We start from the raw sequence: 22,548 nt of genomic DNA on the forward strand, positions 1-22,548 counted from the left end.
ATCGCCATCAAGATATATATCTCTTTCTTCCTGCCGGGGCAGGTGCCGACGCCCCGGAACACCCCGCAGCTCGTGCGGGCCGGCGTGGCGTTCCCCCGGCGACCCGCGGCAGAAATGGGCGGAGATTCCGGAAAACCGCTCCGCCGTTACCGTCCTTCGGGAGACCTGCCGCTCTCCGGCGACCCGGCGACCCGGATCGGGTCGAGCAGCCTGACTCCCGCGATCGTCTTTCCTTCCATCCGCTCGATGATCACCTCGACGGTGTCGGGGGGCACCTCGACGGTGGAATACCTGTCGTAGATGTTGATCGCGCCGATCGTCCGCCCGGGAATCCCGGTCTCGCCGGCAAGCGCCCCGACGATGTCCTTGGGCCGGATCCGGTGCTCCCGGCCGAGGGGGATCTCGAGGATCGCGAGGCCTCTCGTCCCGCCGATATCCTGGACCGGGCCGGATCCCCGGTCGCTGGGGGCGTTCGCGCCGAGGTGCATCTTCAGGAGAGCGGCCGCAACCTCAAGCGAGGTGTAGTCCTCGGCGATGATCTGCTCGACCAGGTTCACGTAGCGTTCGAGGCCGCCTTCCTCGACGACCTGCCCCACGCGGTCGATCATCCGCCGGGTCCGGCTCTCCTCGACGTCGCCCTGTGTCGGGAGCGGGATCCGGCCGATCCGGATCTTGGTGTAGTCCTGGATCGTCCGGAGCTTGAAGTACTCCTTGGGGCCGACGAACGTGACGGCACGCCCGGTCCGCCCGGCCCGCGCCGTCCGGCCGATCCGGTGGATGTAGTACTCGATGTCCTGCGGGACGTCGTAGTTGATGACCAGGTCGACGTCCTCGACGTCGATCCCGCGAGCCGCGACGTCCGTTGCGACCAGGATGTCGATCGATCCTGCCCGGAACTTCGCCATCACCCGGTCGCGGAGGGTCTGCTTCATGTCCCCGTGGAGGCCTTCGGCGAAGTAGCCGCGGGCCTGGAGATGGGTGGTCAGCTCGTCGACGCCCTGCTTGGTGTTCGAGAAGACCAGGGTCAGTTCGGGGTCGTACATGTCGAGGAGCCGGGAGAGGACCTCGATCTTTTCGCGGTTGCGCACCTCAAGGTAGAGCTGCTCGATCTGCGGGACGGTCACCTCGCGGCGGGCGACGGATATGAACTCGGGATTCTTCTGGAACCGCTTTGTGATCTCGAGGATCGGCTTGGGGAGCGTCGCCGAGAAGAGGACCGTCTGCCGGTCGTTCGGGGTCTCTTCGAGGATCTTCTCGATGTCCTCCCGGAATCCCATATCGAGCATCTGGTCCGCTTCGTCGAGGACGACGAGGCCCACGCGGGCAAACGAGAGCGTGCCCCGGTCGAGGTGGTCGAGGACCCGCCCGGGCGTCCCGACGACGACCTGGACCCCGCGCTCGAGACCCTTGAACTGCCGCTCGATCGGCTGGCCGCCGTAGATCGGGAGGATGTTGATGCCCTTGTGGTACTTCGCCAGGCGGGCGAACTCCTCGGCGGTCTGGATGGCGAGCTCGCGGGTGGGGGAGAGGACGATGACCTGCGTCGCCCGGTTGTCGGGGTCGACCCGCTCGATCGCGGGGACGGCGAACGCCGCCGTCTTGCCGGTCCCTGTCTGGGCCTGGCCGGTCACGTCGCGGCCCTCGAGTATCACGGGTATCGTGCTGGTCTGGATCGGCGTCGGTTCCTCAAAGCCCATATCTTCTATTGCCCGGAGTGTCTTTTGCGAGATATTGAAGTTCTGGAAGGTGGTACTGTTCTCCATTCATTCATCTCTTGGTGCTGATACGTCTTTATATGTCGCATGGAGGTGCGGCCGGAGAACGTATATCCGCCCGGCGGGCGAACCTGAAGGGATGATTGTCCGGCAATCCCTCCCGTCCGCGGGCGTTCGGGAGGCCTACCTCCGCTACGCGCGCGACCGCCCGGACCTGGCCGGGGTCCTCCTCCCCGCCCTCCTGCCCCACGAGGTCTGCGGGGCCGTGCCCCCGCGCCGCGTGAAGGTGCTCTTCGTCGCCGAGTCCCCGCCCTGGGCCGCCGGAGGCCGGGAGGTCGCCGGACCGGCCGACTGCGCCGACCCCCGCTACCCCTACTTCTGGAACGACCGCTACGAGGCGCGGCCGGTCCGGGGACCGCTCTCCGGAGGGCTCGCCGAGAACCTCTTCTGCCTGCTCGGCCTTACCGGCCGGTCACGCCGGGAGAACCTCGACCTCTTCTCCGGCCGGGGCTGCTACCTGGTCGACACCATCCAGTGCGTCTTCCGGAAGAACCGTCGTCCGGCGATCCCATCCGACCTCGTCCGGCTGAGCGCCCGCGAGGTTCTCGGCCGGGACCTTGCCGCCCTCGCCCCGGAGTACGTCGTCGCCCTGGGCAACACGGCGCTCGCGGGGCTCCGCCGGCTTGAGCCCTACGCCGGCGCTCTTGCCGGCGCGGAACAGGTCACCGCGATCCCCGATGCGTTGCGGGACGCCCTCCTCGAGGAGCACCACCTCCTCTGCCTGCCCTATCCGGGCGGGCGCAACCGGCGCTACCTGGACCGGATCGCGTCGGGGTTCGATCTCGTCGGGGACCTTGCAACCTGATCCGCTCAGCCGAGCTTCTTCTTTCCCTCCTCAAACATCTTCTCCTTCTGCCGGCGGAGTTCGGCGGCCCGCCTCTGCTCCTCGGGGCTCCCCGTCTCCTCGAGTTCGATCTTCTCCGCCGCCTCCGCCATCGCGCGGGCGTCCGGGTACCCCGACGGCTCCATCTTCTCGCGGGCCTCCCGGTACTCCTGCTCGACCTGCTGCCGGCGCTCCTCTGCGGCAGAGGTGCCGGTCCCCCTGCTCTCTGCGGCAGCCTCGCCGCCGATCGGGATCTCCTTGCCGCGGTCTTCGGGAACCTTCTTCAACCGCACCTCGAGGACCCCGTTCTTGAAGGTGGCGTGTGCCTCCTCCTCCCGGACGTCGGTGGGCAGGGTGACCGTCCGGGAGATCGCGCCGACCCTCCGCTCCCGCATGTGGTAGCCGGCCTGCTCCTCCTCTTTTGCCTCCTCCCGCCGGGCGGCGACCCGGAGCGTCCGCGGGTCGAGGAGCCTGACCGAGATCTCTTCCGTCTGGACGCCGGGGAGGTCGGCAACGACCACGACGTCGGACTCGTGTTCGAGGACGTCGATCATCGCCCCGGCCCCGCCGCCGAGCGGCGCCCCGGAGAGGCGCTCCATCGCCTCGCCAAACTGCTTCTGCATCCCTGAGATCATCTCTTCGATCTCGCTCCAGGGCCCCTGGCCCGATCTTCTCAATGCCATGATCACTCTCTCCTTGTCTCCTGACGGTCCCTGGTCGGGAGCAATTCATATATACGTTGCTGTGGGGGTGCCGGGATGCTGAAGGAAGACCCCGGCGGCGGCCTTCCGGTCGATCGGGGGGCCGGGCGGGGTTTTTTCCTCCCGCTCCCCAGGGTTGATATAGGGGAAGCTCCCAGTCGGGTGCCATGAGTCCCAGGACTGCAGAAGAAGTGGCCCGGAAGACCGCGGTCGTGCTGCCGGCTGCCGGCACCGTGACCGTCATCCCCCGGGATAACCTGAGGATCCACACCTACGAGGCGCCGGAGACGGCGGTCTTTGTCAACTCGCACATCCTCGAGACGGAGGACCGGCTGATCGTCGTCGACACCCAGCTCCTCCGCCCTCACGCGGAGGAGTTCCGCCGGTACGCCGACAGCCTGTCAAAGCCGATCGACCGCGTCATCATCACGCACAGCCACCCGGACCACTGGTTCGGCTGCGAGTACTTCCGCGACGTCCCGATCCACGCCCTCGCGGAGGTCGCCGACGGGATCACGGGCGGCGGGGAGGCGATGATCCAGGCCTACGCCCCGATCTTCGGGGACGCGATCACGGAGACCGTGACGGCGCCGGAGCACGTCATCCGGCCCGGGACCGGGACCGTCGACGGTGTGCGGCTCGTCTACGAGAAGGTCGACGGGGGAGAGGCCGGCGTCAACCTGGTGATCGAGCTCCCCGACCAGCGCGTCCTCCTCGCCCAGGACATGGTCTACAACCGGGTCCACGTCTTTCTGCAGCAGAAGGAGATGGGGCCCTGGCTCGCCCACCTCCGCCGCTACCTGGAGGGTGAGTACGACTTCGTCCTCTCGGGCCACGGGCTGCCGGCGAACATGCAGGCCCTCGCGGACATGGTCGGGTACCTGGAGACGGCAGAGACCGCGCTCGCGGAGAGCAACGACGTGGAGAGCCTGAAGAAGCACCTGGTCGGGAAGTACCCGCTCTACCGGGGGGACTACATCCTCGATATCAGCGGGCGCTACCTCTATGGAGGGGAGTGATCCCGGTCCCGCCGGACGGGGCCGCCCGGAGGATGGTCATGCCGTCGCGTGAAGGTCGGAGACTCCTCTCCAATATCGCGGAGGCGGTCGGCCGTATCGCGGAGTTCACCGCCGGGAGGACCTGCGAGGAGTATAGCACGGACCCGGCGCTCCGGTCCCGCGTGGACCGGGAGGTCGCGATCCTCGGCGAAGCCCTGAGCGAGCTCCTCCGGCGGGAGAAGGCCTCCGGTACGCCTTCGACCTCGCGGGTGCGCAGGCGCGGCCGGTGAGATCAGTCGTAGAGGCCCATCGCCAGGTAGTCGTCGTCTGAGAGTTCGTCCCAGAGTCCGAGGACGATCGAGCCGTCGGAGAGGACGTCGCCGGGGATGACCAGGTCGGAGTCGACTTCCCGGACCTCTTCGGCGCCTTCTCTCGTTCTCACAAGGACTTTCATGGTTATCCTCTCTCCTGCACCTGCCTCTCACCGTAAGGCTATATGGTTGTTCCGGGAGGCACCCGTACTTCACGCCGGGATGTCAGGGTCACTCCCGTCCCGGACAGGAGAGTTCGCAGGCGCGGCAGTGGTCGATCGGCTCCCTGCCGGTGGCTTTGTCGACATCCAGCCGCGCCAGGCACCGTTCCCGGCTGTACCTGCCGGTGCGAAACGAGCCCATCGGGCAGGCGCGGGCGCAGGGGGCCTCGCACCCCTCGCAGGGGCTCTCCCTCTCCGGGAGGGCCCGGCCGGGGCACTCGAGGTCCGTCCAGACCGCCCGGAACCGGACTCGCGGCCCGTGGCGGGGGACGATGACGAGGTTGTTCCTCCCGATCCTCCCAAGATCCGCCATGCAGGCCGCGTCCTTGAGGTAGATCCCGCCTTCCTGAAGCCGGTAGGGGATGAGCCGGGACCGGACCCCGTGCTCCTCCTCGAGCCAGCGTGCGAGGGCCTTCCCTACCCCTGCGAGGATCCGGTCGCCGGGGGTCCCGCGGCCCGCCTCCCAGAGGTCGAGTTCGGGGCGCTCCGGGTCGTGGTGGAGGCCGAGGACGATGTAGGTCCCCCGGTCCGCCTGCGAGCCCCGGTGTCCGTCCGCGATTGCCGAAGGGCAGTCGACGAGGCCTGCCGCCGCCACGGCGCCCGCCAGGTCCGCGCCGAGCTCTCGGGCCTTCTCCAGGGCTGCACTGATGATCTCCCGGTCGTCGGGCATGGGAGAGGATATGGGGGGGATGGTGAAGAACGATCCGGTCGTGCTCCTATCACGCCAGGAACGGGAGGATCGGTTCCAGATCCCGGTACCCGACCAGTTGCCCTGCTGCTCGCTGCTGGGACCGGTCGCCGCCGTAGACCACGAACGATCGTTCCGGTGTGTTGCCGGAGAGACCGTTCCAGTACGTTATCTCCTTGAAGAAATCGGAACTTGCTGTTCTGCCTGACTTTATCTCGACCGGGATAGGGTCCCAGCCCCCGTATTCAATGATGCAGTCGATCTCGTGACCGAGTTTATCCCGCCAGAAGTAGAGGTTGGACTCTTTACCTCGGTTGAAGCGGTATTTCAGGAACTCTGTTATGACGAGCGATTCAAAAAGCCCTCCTTTCAAGGGGTGGTAACCGAGATCGTCGGCACTCTGCACCCCGGCAAGGTGGGCAGCAAGGCCGGGGTCCGTAAAGTAGAGCTTGGGCATCTTCACAAGCCGCTTGTTGAAGTTCTTGTGGTGGGGCCGGATCAGGACGATCAGCATTGATGTCTCAAGGAGGGATAGCCATTCTTTCGCCGTGTTATAGGTGATGCCGCAGTCGTTGGCGAGGGATGAGTAATTCACCACCTGGCCCGACCGGTAGGCACACATCTTCATGAACGTCTGGAATGCCGAGAGGTTCTGCACCTGCTTGAGAAGGCGGAGATCACGTTCGAGGTAGGTCTGGATATACGATGAATAAAAGTCTCGCGGGTGAATATCGTTGTTATAGGGGCGGGGGAAGAGGCCGGCGTAGAGGAGCTCCTCGTACCGCTCGACCTCGATGCCGGCACGGGCAAGTTCCCCCATCGAGAGGGGAAGCAGTTTGACGATCCCGACGCGACCGGCAAGCGACTGGGATATTTGCTCCATCATCAGGAAATTCTGGGATCCGGTGAGTATGAACTGCCCCGGCCTCTGATTCCTGTCGAGCACTCCCTGGAGATACGAAAACAATTCCGGAACTCTCTGCACCTCATCGAAGATCGCTCCGGTCTTTTCGTATTGCGCAAGGAAACTGCGGGGATCCTCTTCTGCGAAGGCCCGGGTGTCGGGATCTTCCAGCAACGCGTAGGGTAGCTGCGGGAACACCGATCGGACGAGTGTTGTCTTTCCCGACTGGCGGGGACCGATCACGGATACTGCCGGAAACCCGAGCGCGAGCGACCGGATCTTCTCTCCGGCGTCCCGCCCGATGGTCCTCTGCATGTGGGTGGACATATTATAAATCTAATTTATAATTTGTCCACATAGATGTACCTCTCTGCATCGTGCTCTTTCGTGCCCTTGTCCTCGGAGTATATACCGACCACTCTTCTCTGTGCCTAACCCCCGGTCCCGGGCCTCTCCAGCACGTAGGCGAGCGTCCCCTCCTCGAACCCCTCGCCTGCCGGTGCCGGGCCTGCCGGGACGAACCCGTTCTTCTCCAGCACCCTTATGGACCCGACGAGCTCCGGGTAGGTCGTCGCCAGGACCCGCCGGACGCCGGGGAGGGAGAAGGCCGCCGTGACGATATGCCGGACCGCCTCGGTCGCATACCCCCGGCACTGGAACTCTTCGAGGACCGAGTAGCCGATCAGCACCGTGCCCGGCTCCGCCGGCGCGGAGGCAAGCCCCCCGCTGCCGACGAGGACCCGGCCGCCCTCCGCCGGCTCGTCCCGCACCCAGTACCAGGTGACGAAGCGCGGGTCGGCGTTTCTGGCGGCCATCCGGATGAACTCTTCGAGGGTTCTGTCGTCGAGGAGCGGCGGCGGCCACGCACCCGGGACGGCGGCGGCGAGGAGATGGGCGAGTTCTCGGTGATCGTTGCGGTCGCTCTCGAGGATCTCGAGCGTGGCGGGGATGAGGTCGAGGCGTTCGGTGCGGATATGGAGCGGTTTCATCGTTTTCACAGTCTGAGTGTGGTTATCTCCGGCGGTATGGTTCTTATCCGTTCCGGATCTCGCCCTGCTGGGCCGGCGGGCAGGATGCCGACGGTCGGGTTCTCGCCTCTGCCCTGACGACCCACGGCATCCCGGGACGGCGGGGGCCATACGGCCATTGGCCGCCACAAAAACCATGCACGCATTTATTCCGGCAGGTTTCATCCATTAGTATGTTCAACCGCTCCCTCACCGGCCTTCTCCTCATCCTCGCGGTCTGCATCGCGGGCTGCACGTCCGCCCCGGACACCCCGGACGCCGTCAACCGGACCCTCGACTCCCTCACCCTCGAGGAGAAGATCGGGCAGATGCTCCTCGTCGGGTTCCGCGGCTATACCGTCGACGACGACTCGCAGATCGCCCGCGATATCGCGGCCGGGCGCGTGGGGGGAGTGATCCTCTTCGACCGGGACGTGGCGCTCGGCACCAGCGAGCGGAACATCAGAGACCCCGCCCAGGTCCGGGCCCTGACCGCCTCGCTCCAGGGCTACGCCGGAGAGATCCCGATCTTTGTCGCCGTCGACCAGGAGGGCGGTGCGGTCTGCCGGCTGAAGGAGTCCTACGGGTTTCCCGCGACCGTCTCGGCCCGGTCGCTCGGCGATCTGAACGATGAGGCCGCCACCCGCGAGGCCGGGCGGGCGCTCGCGGCGATGGTTGCCGGGAGCGGGTTCAACGTCAACTTCGCGCCGGTCGTCGACCTCGACGTCAACCCCGCTTCGCCGGCCATCGGGCGGCTCAACCGGAGTTTCTCCGACAACGCCACCGTCGTCGCAGAGAACGCCCGCTGGATCATCGAGGAGCACCACAACCTCGGCGTGATGACGGCGATCAAGCACTTCCCCGGCCACGGGAGCGCCGTGACCGATACGCACGCGGGGTTCACCGACGTCACACGGACCTGGAGCGAGGAGGAGCTCCGGCCCTACCGCGACCTGATCGGCCTGGGTCTGCCCGACATGGTGATGACCGCCCACGTCTACAACGCGAACCTGGACCCCGACTACCCGGCGACGCTCTCGGAGGCGACCGTCACCGGCATCCTCCGCGACCGGCTCGGCTACGACGGCGTGGTCGTGACGGACGCGATGGATATGGGCGCCATCCACGACAACTACGATCTCCGCGAGTCGCTCCGGCTCTCGATCAACGCCGGGTGCGACATCTTCCTCTTTGCGAACAACCTGGTCTACGACGAGGAGATCGCGGAGAAGGCCGTCGGGATCGTGAAAAGTCTCGTCGAGTCTGGGGAGATCTCCGAGGAGCGGATCGACGAGTCCTGCGGGCGGGTCCTCAGGCTGAAGATGCGCTGCCTGGCCGGGAGCCCGGCCGCGCCCTGATCCTCGCATCCGGCTCTCCCGCGTTGAATCCGGCGATACCGGAAGGGATAGCATCCGGACTTTTCACCCTCCCGGCATACCTTCTCCGGGACCGGGCAAACAGAGTGGCAGCCTCCGGGGCGGTTCTGGTGCTTGCGGTCGTGCCTCGCAGCATCAAAACCACCCTCCCCGGCCTCTTCCTCGCAGAGCCTCTCTCCGCTTCGGGCTTCCAGGTGACGAAGTCTCTTGAGACAGCGGTATCCTCCCTCCGGGCCGTCGGCTTCACGAGGTCTCTCTTCGGGTGCCGATGCCGGCAGAAGAGCCTGGAAACGCCCTCGCTATAATTTACGCTGCAGGAACGGCAATCTCCCGCGCGATGCCGGCCGCCCAGGCCTCGATCTCGTCCCAGTTCCGGAAGTCCCCCTCGGGAAGGACCTCGCGCCCTGCCGGCAGCCTGCGGATGAGCCGGTGCGGGAAATCGAGTTTCGCCGGGTCGAGCGCGCCGGAGAAGACCCGGGTATTCCGGGGATGGACGAGCCGGCGGAGTTCGGCGATCTCGTCGGGCTCGATCCCCGGGGCGTCCTGCGAGACGGCCTCCGGCTCGGGCTTTAGCGGCCCGCTCGAGAAGAGCCAGACCGGCCGGCCGTCGAGAACGTCGCTGTTCTTCCGCACGAACTCCGCCGCCTCCCGCATCCAGTGCCCCATGTAGACGGCGCTCCCGATCACGACGGCGCCGTAGTCTCTTATCTCCGGCGCCGCGTCGACGCTGCGTGCCTCCGCCTCCAGGCCGTGCTGCCTGAGTTTTTCGGCTATGAACTCCGCAATGCCTTTCGTCGACCCGTATCTGCTCGCATAGAGAACGATCACGTTCATGGTCCGCCGGCCTCGCAGGGGGATAATCCCGCCCGGTTCATAAGCGTAGCGGAAGCGGTGGATCCATACGGCGGAGGCCGCAGGCGGGTGCGGCCGGAGAGAGAGGAGGGATCTCCTCACCGCACGTGCCGCCCGCACCCGGCGATCTCGCGGCCGGCCCGCAGGTGCCGGTCTTTCTCGACGCCGCTTGCCCGGATGATCTCTATCTGGTAGCCGATGACCTCCTCGACCGTGAACGCTTCCATACGCTCTCGCAGTTCCCGCCCGTTCTCCGGCGCCGGAGAAGATTACCCTCGATTGACTGCTACGTAGATGGCTGAAGACCGCGAGCGGGGAACCGGGAACCCGTCCTCCTCGAGCCCCGCGATGTGGGCTCGATCGCCTCGTGCATCCGCTCTTCCGCTTCCTCGTGGGTCGCTCCGGTGGCCACGCATCCCGGAAGATCCGGGGAGTATGCCAAGTAGTTGCTGTCGGTCTGCTCGAAGATGACAAGAAATCGATACATTATTCATCCCTCGTTTTAAGTCCTGCCTGTTTGAGAACGCTGTTCAGCGTTCCCGGAGCAAGTTTGTCTGCCGGGTGCCCGGCGATGGTGATACGACCGGTGCGATGTTCTGTAAGGAACGGAGCTTGAGCAACCGAAGGTTGCGAAGTTTTGACGGAGGCTTTATACTGCCGGTGACTGCCCCGGGTCGCCACCAGGTACCATCCGTCCGCTTCGATCATCGTTATGCAGTCTCTCACTTTCATTCTTTCTCCGCCCATACCCGCTGATCCGGAACCCCGGACGCACCATGCTTACTATAGATGATCGGAATCACGCACACATCACGCATCATCACGCATCATAAGTCCCGGTTCCCCTGACCTGTTCGTGTCTTGCTCAAGTGAGGAGGCTATCCCTTTGTATCTGGATCAAATGTCTGACAGTGCCGGCGGCCGTGCAGAAGACGAGGAAGAGGCTTAAGGAGGAACTGACTCATCTTTTATGTAAACTGGATGACCGGGAGGAGAGGGCGATGTATGAGGATCTGGGCGCTCAACTGCGGGAGATGATGGATCTCCCGGCCGAAACCGAGTGGATCGAGTTCAAGGAGGCAAAGACCAACTTTGATTTCGATGATGTGGGCAGGTATTTCTCGGCACTGAGTAACGAGGCCAACCTGTATGGGAAATCGGCAGGCTGGCTGCTCTTCGGCATCACTGATAGATCGCCCCGAAAGATTGTCGGCTCAAATTATCGCCTCACTCCTCCTGGCCTCGACCGGCTCAAAGAGCAGATCGCTCAGCATACAAATCATCTGATGACGTTTGCCGGTGTCCATGAACTCACGGTCGATGGGAAGCGGGTGGTGATGTTTGAGATCCCTCCGGCTTCCCGCGGCATTCCCACCACGTGGAAGGGTGTTGCGCATGGCCGTATCCATGAGTCTCTCGGACCTCTTGCCCTCCACGAGATCGAAGAGATACGCCGGCAGGCCCCTCTGGACGACTGGTCTGCGAAGGTCTGTGAGGGGGTGACGTATGCAGATCTTGATCCTGAGGCGATCGCCTTTGCGCGGGAGAAATACAAAGAGAAATTCCAGGAGAAACACCGGGATCGTGCAAAAGAAGTCGACGAGTGGGATGACCTTACTTTCCTTACGAAGGCGAAAGTATGTAATCAGGGTCGGATTACGAATACTGCGGTCATCCTCCTTGGAAAGAGTGAGGCAGCGTCCCTTCTCTCACCCGCAATTGCGCATATCACCTGGGTTCTCAGGGACAAGGATGAGATCGAAGTCGACTATGCCCACTTCGGCCCACCGCTGATCCTCGCCGTCGACAGGGTTTTTAGCAAGGTCCGAAACCTCACCGTCCGCTATATTTCAGGAGAGACGCTGTTCCCCCTTGAGGTGACGCAGTATGACCCCTGGGTGATCCGTGAAGCGTTGCACAACTGCATCGCCCACCAGGACTATCGGCAGGCTGCCCGCATTACCGTGACTGAGAGGCCGGGTTCCCTGATGTTCACCAATCGCGGCGATTTTATTCCGGGGACTGTCCAGAGGGTGATTGAACGGGATATGCCGTCGGATCAGTATCGAAACCCTTTCCTTGCCGGCGCAATGGTCGAGTTGAACATGATCGATACCATCGGCAGCGGGATCAAGCGGATGTTTAGAATACAGCGGGACCGCAACTTCCCGATGCCTGACTATGATCTCGACGAGGAAAGTGTGGTGCGGGTCACGATTCCCGGCCGGCTGATCGACGAGCGGTATACCTGGATGCTGATCGAGCGGAAGGATCTTACGTTGATGGATGTAATCGCTCTCGATAAGGTACAGAAGGGTCGGCCGGTAACCAGAGAGGAGCGAGATGTTCTGCGCGAGAAGAGACTCATCGAAGGGCGATCTCCGAATTTGTATGTGTCGGCGAGTGTCGCCGCCGAGACTGATACGCGGGCAGACTATATCCGGAAGCGGTCGTTTGACAGGGCTTACTTCAAGGATATGGTGGTGGCGTACCTGCAAACGTATCATGAGGCAAGGTGGCCGGAGATCGAAGGCCTGTTGCTGGACAAAGTTTCTGATGCTTTGAACGAGAAGCAAAAGCGCGAGTTCATCAAGTCCCTCCTGAAGGAGATGCGAAAGGAGGGGACGATCGTGACCGTCGGGAAGACGAGGGGCGCGAAGTGGGTGCTCACCCCATCCTCTTCTAAGAAGGTATGATTGGGGAGAATTGGGGAAATTAATCCCAATTTCCTGCAACCGTTTGGAAAATAAACCTCTATTCTGTGATATTTATACAACATGGATTGGGGGAGATTGGGGATCGGTTGTGGAATATTGGGGATGCCATTTCAAACATCGACCTGAGATAGCATAATCTGGTGTTGCGGATCAGGAGCTTAACGCGCTGCACTCATTCTGGTGTCCCGAGCAGCTCCTCAGTACACCCTCCTCTCCGGGATCGCCCCCCGCACCCCGCCCCGGGGGTCTTCCACGTCCCCGGCATACCGGGGGATGACGTGGACGTGGAGGTGCATCACCGTCTGGCCGGCGGCTTTTCCCACGTTCACGCCGACGTTGTAGCCGTCGGGGTGGAGCCGGCCGTCGAGGAGGGCTTTCGCCTCCCGGACGAGGGCGAGGAGGGCGGCCTGTTCCGCGTCGGTCGCGTCGAAGAGGGTGGGGATGTGGCGGAAGGGGATGAGGAGGAGGTGGCCGGGGCTGACTGGATATCGATCATAGCGGGCGTAGCAGAGACTGTTTTCGAGGACGATCTCCTCCTCCGGGGGGTTGCAGAACGGGCAGGTCAGGGGGTCCATGCGGCGTACCCCCGGACGTGGATGAGGTAGGCGCATTTCTCGATGAGGTGGTCGAAGGCGCGGTCCTGCCAGTTGTTTCCCGGGGTTTCGAGGCCGAGGAGGGAGACCGCGATCTCCCGCTCGAACGGCCGGGGGGCGTGGTCGTGGAGGAGGTCCCAGTAGCCGATGATGCAGTCCCGCCGGGATTCGAGGAGCGCCGGATCGGGGATATGGTCGCGCTTCTTGGCATTGATTGAACCGAGGGCGGGGAGGAGGTTCCAGAGGTCGTTGTTCTTCCAGACCGCGAACGGGAGGACGTGGTCGATGTGCATCGCCTCCGGCGAGTGGATGGCCTTCCCCGACCAGACACAGGCGAGCGTCCCCTCCTCCGCAAAGATTGACTGGTAGATGTTCCGTGCATCCGCGACCGCCCGCTCGGTCGTCGGGGTCCTGGTGAGCAGCGAGAGCATGCACTCCTCGGTGACGGTCCCCGTCCTGTCCGCGGCCGCGGTGAACTCGGCCCACTTCTTCAGGAGGCACTCCTCCCCGGAGATGAACCCCCCGAAGTGCTCGAAGACCGTGCAGAGGTCGCGGGAGAGGGAGAACCGGCCGGGAGGGGGTGAGGTGAACGACGCGTGCCCCATCAGGGGCAGGCGGAGTTTGAGAAAACGCGGAGCGTTTTCGAGTGACGACGGGCCGAAGGGTGCGACTGCCTGGCAGGCAGGCCGAAGTCGTAGAAGAGGCTGAGGAACAAGCGACCGAACAAGTAGTCGAACAAGTGACCGAACAAGTACAGCGCCTCCTGATCTGCTTGAAGGAGATGTCTGAAAAAAGGAGAGTGATACCCCGGCGGGGTGATGGCGGTGCCCACCGATACCACGTTCAGCACCCGGCGGTTCCCGCCCTCCTATCCGCCGCCGAGCACCCGCACAATCACCGCCCCCCCCTGCGACCGCCAACCCGGGGGAAAAGCGTTATCCTGATGGGCGGGTAACAGGAGTATGATAGGCATGCTTACGGCTGATGGCATCCTCGGCACGCTGGCGGAACACCGGGAACGGATCAGGAGCCTTGGCGTCCGGCGGATCGGGGTCTTCGGGTCGTTTGTCCGGGGCGAAGAGCGCGAAGAGAGCGATATCGATATCCTCATCGAGTTCAGGGAAGGAGGGCGCTCCTTTGACACGTACATGGACCTCAAGTTCTTCCTCGAAGATCTCTTCGGAAGGAGAGTCGACCTCGTCGACCGCGATGCCATAAAGCCGGCTCTCGCACCACACATCCTCCGGAGCGTCAGGTATGTCCCGGGAGTATAACCTCTATCTCCACGATATCCTGGAGGCCATTGGGAGAATTGAGCGGTATACTCGGGGAATGGATTACGAGGAGTTCCTGGCAAACTACCTGGTGCAGGACGGAGTGATCCGGAACCTCATGGTCATCGGGGAGGCCGTGAAACTCATCCCCGAACCGCTGAAATGCGAGCATGCCGATATTTCCTGGAGGAAGATTGCAGGGATGCGCGACATCCTCATTCACGCATACTTCGGGATCCATAACGAGATCGTGTGGGACGTTGTCAGGAACAAGATCCCTGAATTACAGATTGCAATCAGGCAGATGCTCGATAGCGAGGCTGCCTGATCACCCCTCTGCCGTGGACTGGCGCACATGGCTCCCGGTCTGCCCGGTGACGACGAATCCATACTGTTTCGAGAGTATCTTTATCATGGTCTCGCCCGATACCGGCCTAAGCCCGGGCACCCTCGGTCACCTCAAACGTCGTGATGATCGGTCTTCTCCCGTCTTCCAGCGGGAATTCTTCTAAGTACAGCTCCGTAGCCTCCTTGAGGTTGGCTACAGCCTTCGCACCTCTGGTGCTCGAGCTCCCGCCCTTACGGCCGGTCGCACTCCTCTACCGTCTTGCCCTGGCTGACGGTGCCGATCTCCGGGCACTCCGCGACGTACATATCCTCTTCCCTGTAGAGCACGGCCGTGAACGTCCCCATGATCTCACCGATAGAGTAGCATCTCCCTTTGTGGTGATAATACTGACCGACGTGGTCGGGCGGTCCTCTTGCCTGCCTGGAAGAGTTCAAACGCGGGTTCGAATCCCGGCCGGGGCGAGTCTCCGTTCTTCAGGCCGGAGAGGGATTGCGGTACTCATGCCCTCCTGGCGCCTGTTATGGTCCTACCCGCCGCCCAGCACCTTCACGACCACCTCCACCACCCCACCGACGACCCCGCCGGCCCTGGCGCTCACCGTCGAACCCCTCCTCTCTCGCACCTTACGGTGCTCGAACTCCTGCTCCGCACCTCGCACCTGTGGTGCTCGAACTCCGTTCCTGGTGGAACATCGTTCTTCGGTGCTCATGCTCCGGCCCTTCAGGCCATCGCACCTTTCGGCCAGTCGTTCCTGACCTGCCTTCTCCGCCCACCACCCCTCCAGAGCCCGGATCCTGTCCAATCTAGACGACGCCATCCGAACCGCAGTGCGAGCGTCTTCAGTGGACATCATCCCCCAAGCAATTTTTCTCAGTGCCGGGGCATAGATCGCCCCGACAAACGACCCTCTTCAGACAGAGATATGTAGATTGAAGCACCAGAGGATCATATATCGCAGAGGTGAAGTTGCCATGAGCCAGGTAAAAGAGGAGATCATCAACGAGTTGAACGACCTCCCACCTCGGACCTACGGTGAGGTGCTCGATTTCATCCGGTTCCTCAAATCCCGGCGCAGGAAGGCCGCCCCGGACACCGCCCTCGCGAGCGAACCCGTGCTCCGGAAAGACTGGCTCCGACCCGAGGAGGAAGAAGCGTGGAGCGATTTGTAAGAGGCGATGTTGTCGTTGTGCCGTTTCCCTTCTCGGACCTGTCGACGGTGAAGCGGCGGCCAGCTCTTGTCGTTGCGGCACCTGGCGGTGACGATGTCATCCTCTGTCAAATCACGAGCCCAGCAGGTCCGGGATCGCTACGCCGTCGGTATTACTGAACTCGACTTTGTAGAGGGAACACTCCACAAACCGAGCAATATTCGGCCGAACCGGCTCTTTTCTGCCAGTGTCGACCTGATTCTTTATCGAGCCGGACGTCTCAATGACCAGGCTGTCACGTCGGTCATCGATAGGATCATCGGGATCCTGCAGGCGGAGTGACTCCCAGCCGGGAACCCGCAGTTGAGGCCTTCGCGCTATTTCACTTTCAACCCGGGCACGGCCCGCCTTTAACAATCTCTTCTCCTCCAGACACTCCTATGGTACATACCCTTCTCCTCCGCAGCGACCAGACCTTTTTCAGAGATCCTGACGTCTTCGAGCCGGCAGATCGTCTCTCCGAGCACCTCCACCCCCGCGACGCCCGGAACTCCTCTGGTCCTCCCGGGACAGGAACTCGTGCTCCACGATTGTTTAATATATTGAACGATCATTCAATATATTGTATGCTCCGGGAGTTCGAGACGTTTGTCGGGTTCCGGGTCCTCGCCTGGTTCCTCACTCACCCCACGGGCGAGATCCACATCAATAAACTCGCCCGGGAGATCGGGGTCAGTCCGGGAAGCGTCAAAGCGTATGCCGATGCCTTCGAGCGCGACGGGTTGATCACCGTCACGCGCCTCGGCACCGCACGGCTCCTCTCCCTCGACAACGACTCCTTTGCCGTCCGGGAGTTGAAGCGGGCCTGCATGGCCCTCCTGCTCGTCCGGGCAGGCATCGAGGACCTCGCGCCGGAGAGCATCGCGGTCGCGGTCTACGGGAGCACTGCGGCGGGGACCTTCGATGAGCAGAGCGACGTCGACATTCTGATCATCGGTGACGAGAGTCAGGTCGATCACGGCCGGGTGCCGGCACTTGAGGCGGAGACCGATCGAGAGGTGCAGTTGACGGTTGTCCCCTACTACCGGTGGGAGCAGATGAAAGAGGAAGGCGACCCGTTTGTCGCGAGCGTCCTGCGAAACCACATGCTTGTTCGAGGGGTTCGCCTATGAGGTGGCGGGAGTGCGTCGACCGCGGCCTCTTCCCCCCCTCCTCTTTTCGCGGACTGAACCTTTGTGCCGGCGTACGGGAGATGTCTATACTAAAGAGAACAGCGCATATCCCGATCAGAAATGGATACCGTCACCCGCGAGGCCGGTGGGGAGTGCGCGAGGATCATCCGCATTCTCCAGGGAAACAAGAGATACCTGGAAGAGACCTATCGCTTCGGGTCCATCGGCATCTTCGGCTCGTGCCGGCTTGGCGAGGAGCGCGAGGGGAGCGACGTGGACATCCTGGTCGAGTTCTCCGAGGTGCCGGGGATCTTCGGGTTTCTCGAGGCTTCGAGCGGTACCTCTCCGAGATCCCCGGCCGAAAAGTGGACCTGGTCGAAAAGAGCGCGCTCAAACCCCGCATCGGCCGCCGCATCTTGAATGAGGTCATCTACGTATGACGGCTCCGCGGGACACCCTCGACTACCCGGACGATATCCTTGATGCCGTCGAGAAGATCGAGATCTTCACCCGGGGCATGTCGTATGAGGAATTCTCTGATGATGCCAGGACCGTCTATGCAGTCACGCGAGCGTTGGAAGTGATCGGCGAGGCGGCGAAGTGTATTCCCCGGGGGATCAGGGAGGATTATCCCGGGCACCCCTGGACTGAGATGGCTGGTATGCGCGACAAACTGATCCACGCCTACTTCGGGATCAACAGGGCGACCATCTGGAGGACAATCCGGGAAGATATCCCTCCCTTCAGATCCGCGATGCAGGCCCTCCGGGATGACCTGGGCATGGACGGGTCCTCGAGCGGCGAGCGCCGGTAAGCACCGATGGCGTCGGGAGGGTCCCGGTCCGCAACCGGTTCGGGACGGTTTAGTGCGGCGCTTCCGGTGCATGCCCTGTTCTGGCCCCACGGGACTGGTCTCCTCAACATCGTTGCATGCCCTTCCGGTCGGGCGTACGGCAGGGATTAAGAACCCGAGGGCAGTTGGCAACTGTCTTATTACTGTGGATATAACCACTCTCTTGAATGGCCTCCCTCTACGCAGCCCTCGAACACTATTACGGTTACTCCTCGTTCCTCCCCTTCCAGGAAGAGATCATCCGCGATATCCTCGAGAAAAAGGACGTCCTCGCCGTCCTCGCGACCGGCGGGGGCAAATCCCTCTGCTACCAGCTCCCCGCTCTCGTGACGGGCGGGCTCGCCGTCGTCGTCTCGCCCCTGATCTCGCTCATGAAGGATCAGGTCGACTCGCTCACGACGCAGGGGGTCCCCGCAGCCACCCTGAACAGTTCGCTGCCCTACGACGCGATGGTCCGGACCCTCGCGGACCTCGAGGCGGGCCGGCTCCGCCTGCTCTACGTCTCGCCGGAGAAGGTGGTCCAGCCCCGGTTCCTCGCCACCCTCCGCGAGTCGGGCGTGACCCTCATTGCCGTCGACGAGGCGCACTGCATCTCCGAGTGGGGCCACCAGTTCCGGCCGGAGTACCGGCAGTTGAGCGTCTTAAAAGAGCAATTCCCGGAGGTCCCCATGATCGCCCTGACGGCGACCGCGATCCCCGAGGTCCGGCAGGACATCATACGGCAGCTCAGCCTTGCGGACCCGTCGGTCTACGTCGGGAGTTTCAACCGCGAGAACCTCCGCTATACCGTCGCCGGCAAGAAAGACACGTATCCTCAACTCATCGACTACCTAAGGAGCAACCCGAACCGGTCGGGGATCGTCTACTTCTCAAGCAAGAAGCGGACGGAAGAGATCGCGGAGCGGCTGCGGGACGACGGAGTCCGGGCCCTGCCCTACCACGCGGACCTGCCGGACGCCTACCGCCACCGGGTGCAGGAACAGTTCATCCGCGACGAGATCGACGTGGTCTGCGCGACCAATGCCTTCGGGATGGGCATCGACAAGCCCGACGTCCGGTTCGTCATCCACTACGATATGCCAAAGAGCCTCGAGGCGTATGCCCAGGAGACCGGGCGTGCAGGGAGGGACGGCGAAGCAAGCGACTGCATCCTCTTCTATAGCCCCGGCGACCGGTGGAAGAACCGGGCCGTGCTCGAGCGAGACAGCCTGGACCGGCCGGACCTCTACCCGCTCGCCGTGCAGAAACTCAACGATATGATCGCCTTCTGCGAGACCACCCGGTGCCGCCGGGAGCACCTCCTCAGGTACTTCGGCGAGACCTTCACCGGCGTGCCGTGCGGGGCCTGCGACGCCTGCCTGCAGCCGGAGGAGTTCATCGACGGGCAGGAGATCGCCGAAAAGATTGTGAACTGCGTCGCCGGCCTGCCGGGAAGATTCGGCGTGACGCACATCGGAGCCGTGCTCACCGGGTCAAAGAGGAGTAAGGTTCTGGCAGAAGGCCACCAAAACTTCCCAGCATATAACTCCGGGAGCGAGTATACACGCAAGGAATGGTCTTCATTCATACGGCAATTCATCGCGAACGGCTACCTCGACCAGAGTTCCGGGAAGTACCCGGTCGTCACCCTGAATGAGCGGAGCCGGGCCGTCCTCTCCGGCGACGAGAGCGTCCGGCTCGCGAGGCCGGAGGGTCGGGGAGCTCGAGACACGAGGGACGGCCCGGACGAGAAGCCTTTTGACGCAGAACTCTTTGAGGAACTGAGAACCGTCCGCAAACGGCTTGCGGATGACCTGAGCGTCCCGCCCTACGTGGTCTTCCACGACCGGACCCTAAAAGAGATGGCCCGCCGGTATCCGCAGACCCTCGAAGAGTTTGCATCCATTCCCGGCGTCGGGAAAGCGAAACTGGAGAGGTTCGGCGAGACTTTCATCGCTGCAATCGGCAATTGCCGGCCCGCACAACCCTGGGATGGCCTGGATGCCGGAGGCGCAGCGTCACGTCCCGGCGGCGAGCCCCGTGAACCCGCAGCGCCCGGAGGAGCCCTGCCGTCCCCGCAACCGGTCGCCCCGGCGCCCGACGAGGTCCCGGACGACGCCCTCCTCGAAGAGGCCTATGCACTGCAGGGGTATATCCGGGAGCTGCGCGAGGAGCTCCGCCGGGCTGAAGAACTCCATAAAGCGCTGCTCGCGAGAGCACGCGAGATGGGCATCCAGGAGAGCGGGGCCTACGCCCTGACGACGGAGATCAGCCGGAAGCGTCATGTCGTCACGGAGCGGTTCTACGAGCGCTACCCGGAGGTCTTCGTTCAGATTGCGAAGGTCACCGTCACCGCCGCCGAGCAGGCGGTCGGGAAGGAGGCGCTTGAGGAGTGCGTCGAGTACGAGGAGTCGGAGAAGGTGAGCGTCCGGAGCAAGGCACCGTAAGAGGGTTCAGTCGAGCATCGCCCGGACCCGGCCCACGACCCGGTTCGCCGATGCCACCACATCGCGGGGCGTCGGCGAGCCTGGTAGACGCAGCCGTAGTAGCCGTCGCGGTAGTATCTTGCCCCGGGACCGGAAGGGTGAACGAGGCTCCGGAGGGTATGTTCGTACCGTCGAACATATGTTCGGAATTCCGAACATGCGGTGATCTGAGCCTGTCGGTGCGACCTCGTGGCCCGCGGAGACCTGTCCGCACGGCGATCACGCCCCCGGACCGGGAATCAACCCGCTCACGCACGCGATATGCTCCCCGGCCTGCGTGATCCGGATCGAGAAGTTCCGGCCCCGCCACTCCCGCTCCACGTAGCCCTGCTCTTCGAGTTCCCTGAGGTGGCCGCGGTTCGTCCGGTTCAGGAGCGCCCGCTTCTTCCCGGCCCGCAGGTAGCCGTCCCGCTCGGCCGTGTGCAGGTTTTCGTAGCCGTGGACGCTGGCGTCGTGGAAGAACTCGATGATCTCCTCGCTTGTCATCCCCCCGGCCCCGGCCTCCTTGCGCCGGAAGAGCTCGACGAGAAGCCTGACGTTCTCCGGCCGGGGCATCATGATCCGGAACCGCTGGAAGACCTCGGTCCGGACGTCCTCGACGATCGAGAGGCCGTGCTCGCACTCCTCCCCGTCCCCCGTCGCGTAGCGGTCGGCGCCGACGTAGTAGAGCGGAACCTCGTGGACCATCGCAGCGAGCGTCACTGCGACCGAGGTCTTGCGCCCGCAGGAGGACATGTTGACGTAGACATCGTTCCCCGCCTCTTTCTCGGTGCGGATGAGGTAGGAAACGACTTTCAGGACGTCGAGAATATCGAACATCGCGACCGGGACGAACGTCACGGCGATCCCGAGGTCCTGCAGCCGCTCCGTCACCCGGCCGACGAAGTAGTGCTGTTTTTTGACCATGCCGGGATCGAGGTCGGCATCCGGTGGGACTGCGAGGATGTAGGCCCGGTCGGCCTTGTTCTTCGTGAACAGCGCCACCGCCCGGTCGATCTCGTGGCCGAGGGGGATGATGTGGACGACGTCGCGCAGCCCTCCCGCCGGGCTCCGGTCGATCTCATCAGTCATGTTCCTCACAATATTCACTAAATACACGTGAAGATGTTAATGTTTCGGTCCTGCGCATCCCCTATAGGAGGTATCACACCATGAGAACCAATCTCCAGGGTCTTGCCGGGCGGCGGATGGAACTGACCGCCGTATTCTGGCAGTACGGAACTTACCGGCACAACGGCCGCTGCGGGAAATCCATCCTGCTCCGGCAAGTCAGCGACCGCTCCGGCCGGCTGCTCGCCGACCATATCTGGATCAATTATACCGCCGGGTTCGACGCGGCAGGAGAGTTCTCCCGCGGCGATCTCGTCCGGTTCGCGGCCACGGTCGCCGAGTACGTCAAGGGCTACCGGGGGGAGAAGATCGACGACCGGCTGTTACGGCCGCCGGCGGTCGACTACTGCCTGAAATTTCCCCGCAGGGTAGAGAGGATCGGCAGGGCCGCCTGCCCGGAGGCGAGGCGATGCTGATGGAGGAGCACCGGCAGGAAGAGGCCGGCCGGCTGCTTGCCGACCTCGATTTCTCGGCCCTCTACCGGGAGTACGCGTGGCGGAACGACACCTGGGAGAAGGGATTCCCCGACATCCTCCGGCTTGAACGGGAGGTGACGGTCGCCGCCAGGAGCCGGACCCTCGGCCTCGACCACGTGCGGCAGGTCGCCCGCTGGGGCGGCCTTGCGGGCCGATTCGACTGTCCCGACCCGCTCGCCGTCACCCTCTATGTCGGCGATGCCCCGGCATACTGGCTGGTGCGTGACTCCGGGGAGACCGTCCGGGATATCGAGCGGCAGGTCCGGGGATTCGGGCCGACATACGCGAGTAAACTCCTCCGCTTCGCCGTTCCGCAGGTCTTCGGGGCGCTGGACACCCGGCTGGTCCGGGTCTTCGGCCGCGGCGACCCCGCGATGCAGCGGTATGCTCTGCTTGACCTCGCCGCGGAGCAGTTTGGCAGCCGGTGGGCGATCCCCGTGACGCAGCCGGGATGGCCCGGGGAGTACGGGACCTGGACCGGAGTCCTGCACGCGCTCGCGAGCGCCCTCAACCGGGAGGAGGTCTGCTGCCCGCACCCGGCGGGGTTCGCCGCCGCGGGCCTCCGGAGCCGTGGCATCTGGGTTGCGGCGGACGTGGAGATGGCGCTCTTCTCCTACGCCTCAGCGGTCGTCCGGGAGCCGTTCAAAAGCGAAACCCGGATGAGGGAGCAGCGGGAAGACTCAATCACGGGAGCGGTATGATGGCGCATAACGAACGGTGCAGGGCGTGTAAGAA

The 22,548-nt window shown here is 63.6% G+C and carries 29 protein-coding genes; 14 read left to right on the forward strand and 15 right to left on the reverse strand.

Features of this window, described 5'->3' with window-relative positions; all coding sequences use genetic code 11:
• Positions 1-146: 146 nt before the first annotated feature.
• Positions 147-1,763 carry a DEAD/DEAH box helicase gene (locus tag F8E02_RS12085; RefSeq protein ID WP_317065852.1) on the reverse strand — a complete coding sequence of 539 codons (1,617 nt, stop codon included), beginning with the start codon at positions 1,761-1,763 and terminating at the stop codon, positions 147-149.
• A 91-nt stretch (positions 1,764-1,854) separates the two neighbouring features.
• Between F8E02_RS12085 and F8E02_RS12090 the strand changes: the two genes are divergently transcribed.
• A complete protein-coding gene (locus F8E02_RS12090) occupies positions 1,855-2,580 on the forward strand; it encodes a uracil-DNA glycosylase family protein (RefSeq protein WP_317065853.1) in 726 nt (241 codons plus the stop codon).
• A gap of 5 nt (positions 2,581-2,585) precedes the next feature.
• On the opposite strand, the gene F8E02_RS12095 is transcribed toward F8E02_RS12090, so the two are convergent.
• Complete coding sequence (locus F8E02_RS12095) at positions 2,586-3,281, reverse strand: Hsp20/alpha crystallin family protein (protein WP_317065854.1); 696 nt, start codon at positions 3,279-3,281, stop codon at positions 2,586-2,588.
• Positions 3,282-3,466: 185 nt separating this feature from the next.
• Between F8E02_RS12095 and F8E02_RS12100 the strand changes: the two genes are divergently transcribed.
• Both F8E02_RS12100 and F8E02_RS12105 read left to right on the forward strand, forming a co-directional pair.
• Positions 3,467-4,318: an MBL fold metallo-hydrolase gene (locus tag F8E02_RS12100; protein WP_317065855.1), complete on the forward strand. Its 852-nt coding sequence runs from the start codon at positions 3,467-3,469 to the stop codon at positions 4,316-4,318.
• Positions 4,315-4,587 (forward strand): ribonuclease HepT family protein, encoded by a 273-nt coding sequence (locus F8E02_RS12105; RefSeq protein ID WP_317065856.1) that lies wholly within the window; start codon positions 4,315-4,317, stop codon positions 4,585-4,587. Before F8E02_RS12100 ends, F8E02_RS12105 begins: the two co-directional genes overlap by 4 nt.
• A gap of 2 nt (positions 4,588-4,589) precedes the next feature.
• Here the strand turns inward: F8E02_RS12105 and F8E02_RS12110 are convergent, their stop codons facing one another.
• The 4 genes from F8E02_RS12110 to F8E02_RS12125 form a co-directional block, all read right to left on the reverse strand.
• Entirely contained in the window at positions 4,590-4,751 is a 162-nt protein-coding gene (locus tag F8E02_RS12110; protein WP_317065857.1) for a hypothetical protein, read from the reverse strand.
• 88 nt (positions 4,752-4,839) lie between these two features.
• On the reverse strand, positions 4,840-5,499 hold the full coding sequence (locus F8E02_RS12115) for a hypothetical protein (protein ID WP_317065858.1): 660 nt from the start codon (positions 5,497-5,499) through the stop codon (positions 4,840-4,842).
• 49 nt (positions 5,500-5,548) lie between these two features.
• Positions 5,549-6,736, reverse strand: coding sequence for an ATP-binding protein (locus tag F8E02_RS12120; protein WP_317065859.1), 1,188 nt, complete (start codon positions 6,734-6,736; stop codon positions 5,549-5,551).
• A gap of 116 nt (positions 6,737-6,852) precedes the next feature.
• A complete protein-coding gene (locus F8E02_RS12125; RefSeq protein WP_317065860.1) occupies positions 6,853-7,410 on the reverse strand; it encodes a GNAT family N-acetyltransferase in 558 nt (185 codons plus the stop codon).
• Positions 7,411-7,622: 212 nt separating this feature from the next.
• Here F8E02_RS12125 and F8E02_RS12130 point away from each other — a divergent pair, with 212 nt between their 5' ends.
• A complete protein-coding gene (locus F8E02_RS12130) occupies positions 7,623-8,786 on the forward strand; it encodes a glycoside hydrolase family 3 protein (protein ID WP_317065861.1) in 1,164 nt (387 codons plus the stop codon).
• Between the two features lie 324 nt (positions 8,787-9,110).
• On the opposite strand, the gene F8E02_RS12135 is transcribed toward F8E02_RS12130, so the two are convergent.
• The 4 genes from F8E02_RS12135 to F8E02_RS12150 all read right to left on the reverse strand — a co-directional run bounded on the left by F8E02_RS12135 (position 9,111) and on the right by F8E02_RS12150 (position 10,403).
• Entirely contained in the window at positions 9,111-9,638 is a 528-nt protein-coding gene (locus F8E02_RS12135; protein WP_317065862.1) for a flavodoxin domain-containing protein, read from the reverse strand.
• Positions 9,639-9,754: 116 nt separating this feature from the next.
• Entirely contained in the window at positions 9,755-9,883 is a 129-nt protein-coding gene (locus F8E02_RS12140; protein ID WP_317065863.1) for a hypothetical protein, read from the reverse strand.
• Positions 9,884-9,942: 59 nt separating this feature from the next.
• Positions 9,943-10,143, reverse strand: coding sequence for a type II toxin-antitoxin system HicB family antitoxin (locus F8E02_RS12145; protein ID WP_317065864.1), 201 nt, complete (start codon positions 10,141-10,143; stop codon positions 9,943-9,945).
• On the reverse strand, positions 10,143-10,403 hold the full coding sequence (locus F8E02_RS12150) for a type II toxin-antitoxin system HicA family toxin (RefSeq protein WP_317065865.1): 261 nt from the start codon (positions 10,401-10,403) through the stop codon (positions 10,143-10,145). Before F8E02_RS12150 ends, F8E02_RS12145 begins: the two co-directional genes overlap by 1 nt.
• Positions 10,404-10,579: 176 nt before the next feature.
• Here F8E02_RS12150 and F8E02_RS12155 point away from each other — a divergent pair, with 176 nt between their 5' ends.
• Positions 10,580-12,352, forward strand: a complete 1,773-nt coding sequence (locus F8E02_RS12155) for an RNA-binding domain-containing protein (RefSeq protein WP_317065866.1) — start codon at positions 10,580-10,582, stop codon at positions 12,350-12,352.
• A 218-nt stretch (positions 12,353-12,570) separates the two neighbouring features.
• Here F8E02_RS12155 and F8E02_RS12160 read toward each other — a convergent pair whose 3' ends face one another.
• Both F8E02_RS12160 and F8E02_RS12165 read right to left on the reverse strand, forming a co-directional pair.
• Positions 12,571-12,948, reverse strand: a complete 378-nt coding sequence (locus F8E02_RS12160; RefSeq protein WP_317065867.1) for an HIT family protein — start codon at positions 12,946-12,948, stop codon at positions 12,571-12,573.
• Positions 12,936-13,571 carry an HNH endonuclease domain-containing protein gene (locus F8E02_RS12165; RefSeq protein ID WP_317065868.1) on the reverse strand — a complete coding sequence of 212 codons (636 nt, stop codon included), beginning with the start codon at positions 13,569-13,571 and terminating at the stop codon, positions 12,936-12,938. The genes F8E02_RS12160 and F8E02_RS12165 overlap by 13 nt, the downstream gene beginning before the upstream one ends.
• 366 nt (positions 13,572-13,937) lie before the next feature.
• Here F8E02_RS12165 and F8E02_RS12170 point away from each other — a divergent pair, with 366 nt between their 5' ends.
• Both F8E02_RS12170 and F8E02_RS12175 read left to right on the forward strand, forming a co-directional pair.
• Complete coding sequence (locus tag F8E02_RS12170) at positions 13,938-14,240, forward strand: nucleotidyltransferase family protein (RefSeq protein ID WP_317065869.1); 303 nt, start codon at positions 13,938-13,940, stop codon at positions 14,238-14,240.
• Positions 14,224-14,568, forward strand: coding sequence for a HepT-like ribonuclease domain-containing protein (locus F8E02_RS12175; RefSeq protein WP_317065870.1), 345 nt, complete (start codon positions 14,224-14,226; stop codon positions 14,566-14,568). Before F8E02_RS12170 ends, F8E02_RS12175 begins: the two co-directional genes overlap by 17 nt.
• A 251-nt stretch (positions 14,569-14,819) precedes the next feature.
• Here the strand turns inward: F8E02_RS12175 and F8E02_RS13125 are convergent, their stop codons facing one another.
• Positions 14,820-14,933, reverse strand: a complete 114-nt coding sequence (locus tag F8E02_RS13125) for a type II toxin-antitoxin system HicB family antitoxin (protein ID WP_394357934.1) — start codon at positions 14,931-14,933, stop codon at positions 14,820-14,822.
• 182 nt (positions 14,934-15,115) lie between these two features.
• Entirely contained in the window at positions 15,116-15,298 is a 183-nt protein-coding gene (locus tag F8E02_RS12180; protein ID WP_317065871.1) for a hypothetical protein, read from the reverse strand.
• Positions 15,299-15,560: 262 nt separating this feature from the next.
• Here F8E02_RS12180 and F8E02_RS12185 point away from each other — a divergent pair, with 262 nt between their 5' ends.
• From F8E02_RS12185 to recQ, 5 genes are all read left to right on the forward strand, one after another.
• A complete protein-coding gene (locus F8E02_RS12185; protein WP_317065872.1) occupies positions 15,561-15,758 on the forward strand; it encodes a hypothetical protein in 198 nt (65 codons plus the stop codon).
• Positions 15,759-16,363: 605 nt separating this feature from the next.
• Positions 16,364-16,909: a nucleotidyltransferase domain-containing protein gene (locus F8E02_RS12190; RefSeq protein ID WP_317065873.1), complete on the forward strand. Its 546-nt coding sequence runs from the start codon at positions 16,364-16,366 to the stop codon at positions 16,907-16,909.
• Between the two features lie 120 nt (positions 16,910-17,029).
• The gene (locus F8E02_RS12195) at positions 17,030-17,329 is read left to right on the forward strand and encodes a nucleotidyltransferase family protein (protein WP_317065874.1); all 300 of its coding nucleotides are present in this window, start codon (positions 17,030-17,032) and stop codon (positions 17,327-17,329) included.
• 16 nt (positions 17,330-17,345) lie between these two features.
• Positions 17,346-17,723 carry a HepT-like ribonuclease domain-containing protein gene (locus tag F8E02_RS12200; protein WP_317065875.1) on the forward strand — a complete coding sequence of 126 codons (378 nt, stop codon included), beginning with the start codon at positions 17,346-17,348 and terminating at the stop codon, positions 17,721-17,723.
• A gap of 206 nt (positions 17,724-17,929) precedes the next feature.
• Positions 17,930-20,188 (forward strand): DNA helicase RecQ, encoded by a 2,259-nt coding sequence (gene recQ, locus F8E02_RS12205; protein ID WP_317065876.1) that lies wholly within the window; start codon positions 17,930-17,932, stop codon positions 20,186-20,188.
• Between the two features lie 258 nt (positions 20,189-20,446).
• Here the strand turns inward: recQ and F8E02_RS12210 are convergent, their stop codons facing one another.
• Positions 20,447-21,298 (reverse strand): HFX_2341 family transcriptional regulator domain-containing protein, encoded by an 852-nt coding sequence (locus F8E02_RS12210; protein WP_317065877.1) that lies wholly within the window; start codon positions 21,296-21,298, stop codon positions 20,447-20,449.
• Between the two features lie 80 nt (positions 21,299-21,378).
• On the opposite strand from F8E02_RS12210, the gene F8E02_RS12215 reads away from it, so the two are divergent.
• Positions 21,379-21,753, forward strand: coding sequence for a hypothetical protein (locus tag F8E02_RS12215; protein ID WP_317065878.1), 375 nt, complete (start codon positions 21,379-21,381; stop codon positions 21,751-21,753).
• A complete protein-coding gene (locus F8E02_RS12220; RefSeq protein WP_317065879.1) occupies positions 21,747-22,514 on the forward strand; it encodes a hypothetical protein in 768 nt (255 codons plus the stop codon). The genes F8E02_RS12215 and F8E02_RS12220 overlap by 7 nt, the downstream gene beginning before the upstream one ends.
• The last annotated feature ends 34 nt before the right edge of the window (positions 22,515-22,548 follow it).

Origin of the sequence: Methanoculleus caldifontis, assembly GCF_032842345.1 — an archaeon.
Classification (GTDB): Archaea; Halobacteriota; Methanomicrobia; order Methanomicrobiales; family Methanoculleaceae; genus Methanoculleus; species Methanoculleus caldifontis.

Excerpts from the sequence above, each read along its gene's own strand:
- F8E02_RS12195 (WP_317065874.1), top strand. The coding sequence starts at position 17,030 with ATGGATACCGTCACCCGCGAGGCCGGTGGGGAGTGCGCGAGGATCATC.
- recQ (WP_317065876.1), top strand. The coding sequence starts at position 17,930 with ATGGCCTCCCTCTACGCAGCCCTCGAACACTATTACGGTTACTCCTCG.
- F8E02_RS12095 (WP_317065854.1), bottom strand. The coding sequence starts at position 3,281 with ATGGCATTGAGAAGATCGGGCCAGGGGCCCTGGAGCGAGATCGAAGAG.
- F8E02_RS12145 (WP_317065864.1), bottom strand. The coding sequence starts at position 10,143 with ATGTATCGATTTCTTGTCATCTTCGAGCAGACCGACAGCAACTACTTG.
- F8E02_RS12150 (WP_317065865.1), bottom strand. The coding sequence starts at position 10,403 with ATGGGCGGAGAAAGAATGAAAGTGAGAGACTGCATAACGATGATCGAA.
- F8E02_RS12110 (WP_317065857.1), bottom strand. The coding sequence starts at position 4,751 with ATGAAAGTCCTTGTGAGAACGAGAGAAGGCGCCGAAGAGGTCCGGGAA.
- F8E02_RS12185 (WP_317065872.1), top strand. The coding sequence starts at position 15,561 with ATGAGCCAGGTAAAAGAGGAGATCATCAACGAGTTGAACGACCTCCCA.
- F8E02_RS13125 (WP_394357934.1), bottom strand. The coding sequence starts at position 14,933 with ATGGGGACGTTCACGGCCGTGCTCTACAGGGAAGAGGATATGTACGTC.
- F8E02_RS12190 (WP_317065873.1), top strand. The coding sequence starts at position 16,364 with ATGCTCCGGGAGTTCGAGACGTTTGTCGGGTTCCGGGTCCTCGCCTGG.
- F8E02_RS12135 (WP_317065862.1), bottom strand. The coding sequence starts at position 9,638 with ATGAACGTGATCGTTCTCTATGCGAGCAGATACGGGTCGACGAAAGGC.
- F8E02_RS12200 (WP_317065875.1), top strand. The coding sequence starts at position 17,346 with ATGACGGCTCCGCGGGACACCCTCGACTACCCGGACGATATCCTTGAT.
- F8E02_RS12175 (WP_317065870.1), top strand. The coding sequence starts at position 14,224 with ATGTCCCGGGAGTATAACCTCTATCTCCACGATATCCTGGAGGCCATT.
- F8E02_RS12170 (WP_317065869.1), top strand. The coding sequence starts at position 13,938 with ATGCTTACGGCTGATGGCATCCTCGGCACGCTGGCGGAACACCGGGAA.
- F8E02_RS12220 (WP_317065879.1), top strand. The coding sequence starts at position 21,747 with ATGCTGATGGAGGAGCACCGGCAGGAAGAGGCCGGCCGGCTGCTTGCC.
- F8E02_RS12090 (WP_317065853.1), top strand. The coding sequence starts at position 1,855 with ATGATTGTCCGGCAATCCCTCCCGTCCGCGGGCGTTCGGGAGGCCTAC.
- F8E02_RS12210 (WP_317065877.1), bottom strand. The coding sequence starts at position 21,298 with ATGACTGATGAGATCGACCGGAGCCCGGCGGGAGGGCTGCGCGACGTC.
- F8E02_RS12120 (WP_317065859.1), bottom strand. The coding sequence starts at position 6,736 with ATGCAGAGGACCATCGGGCGGGACGCCGGAGAGAAGATCCGGTCGCTC.
- F8E02_RS12125 (WP_317065860.1), bottom strand. The coding sequence starts at position 7,410 with ATGAAACCGCTCCATATCCGCACCGAACGCCTCGACCTCATCCCCGCC.
- F8E02_RS12140 (WP_317065863.1), bottom strand. The coding sequence starts at position 9,883 with ATGGAAGCGTTCACGGTCGAGGAGGTCATCGGCTACCAGATAGAGATC.
- F8E02_RS12085 (WP_317065852.1), bottom strand. The coding sequence starts at position 1,763 with ATGGAGAACAGTACCACCTTCCAGAACTTCAATATCTCGCAAAAGACA.
- F8E02_RS12100 (WP_317065855.1), top strand. The coding sequence starts at position 3,467 with ATGAGTCCCAGGACTGCAGAAGAAGTGGCCCGGAAGACCGCGGTCGTG.
- F8E02_RS12115 (WP_317065858.1), bottom strand. The coding sequence starts at position 5,499 with ATGCCCGACGACCGGGAGATCATCAGTGCAGCCCTGGAGAAGGCCCGA.
- F8E02_RS12215 (WP_317065878.1), top strand. The coding sequence starts at position 21,379 with ATGAGAACCAATCTCCAGGGTCTTGCCGGGCGGCGGATGGAACTGACC.
- F8E02_RS12160 (WP_317065867.1), bottom strand. The coding sequence starts at position 12,948 with ATGGACCCCCTGACCTGCCCGTTCTGCAACCCCCCGGAGGAGGAGATC.
- F8E02_RS12165 (WP_317065868.1), bottom strand. The coding sequence starts at position 13,571 with ATGGGGCACGCGTCGTTCACCTCACCCCCTCCCGGCCGGTTCTCCCTC.
- F8E02_RS12130 (WP_317065861.1), top strand. The coding sequence starts at position 7,623 with ATGTTCAACCGCTCCCTCACCGGCCTTCTCCTCATCCTCGCGGTCTGC.
- F8E02_RS12180 (WP_317065871.1), bottom strand. The coding sequence starts at position 15,298 with ATGAGCACCGAAGAACGATGTTCCACCAGGAACGGAGTTCGAGCACCA.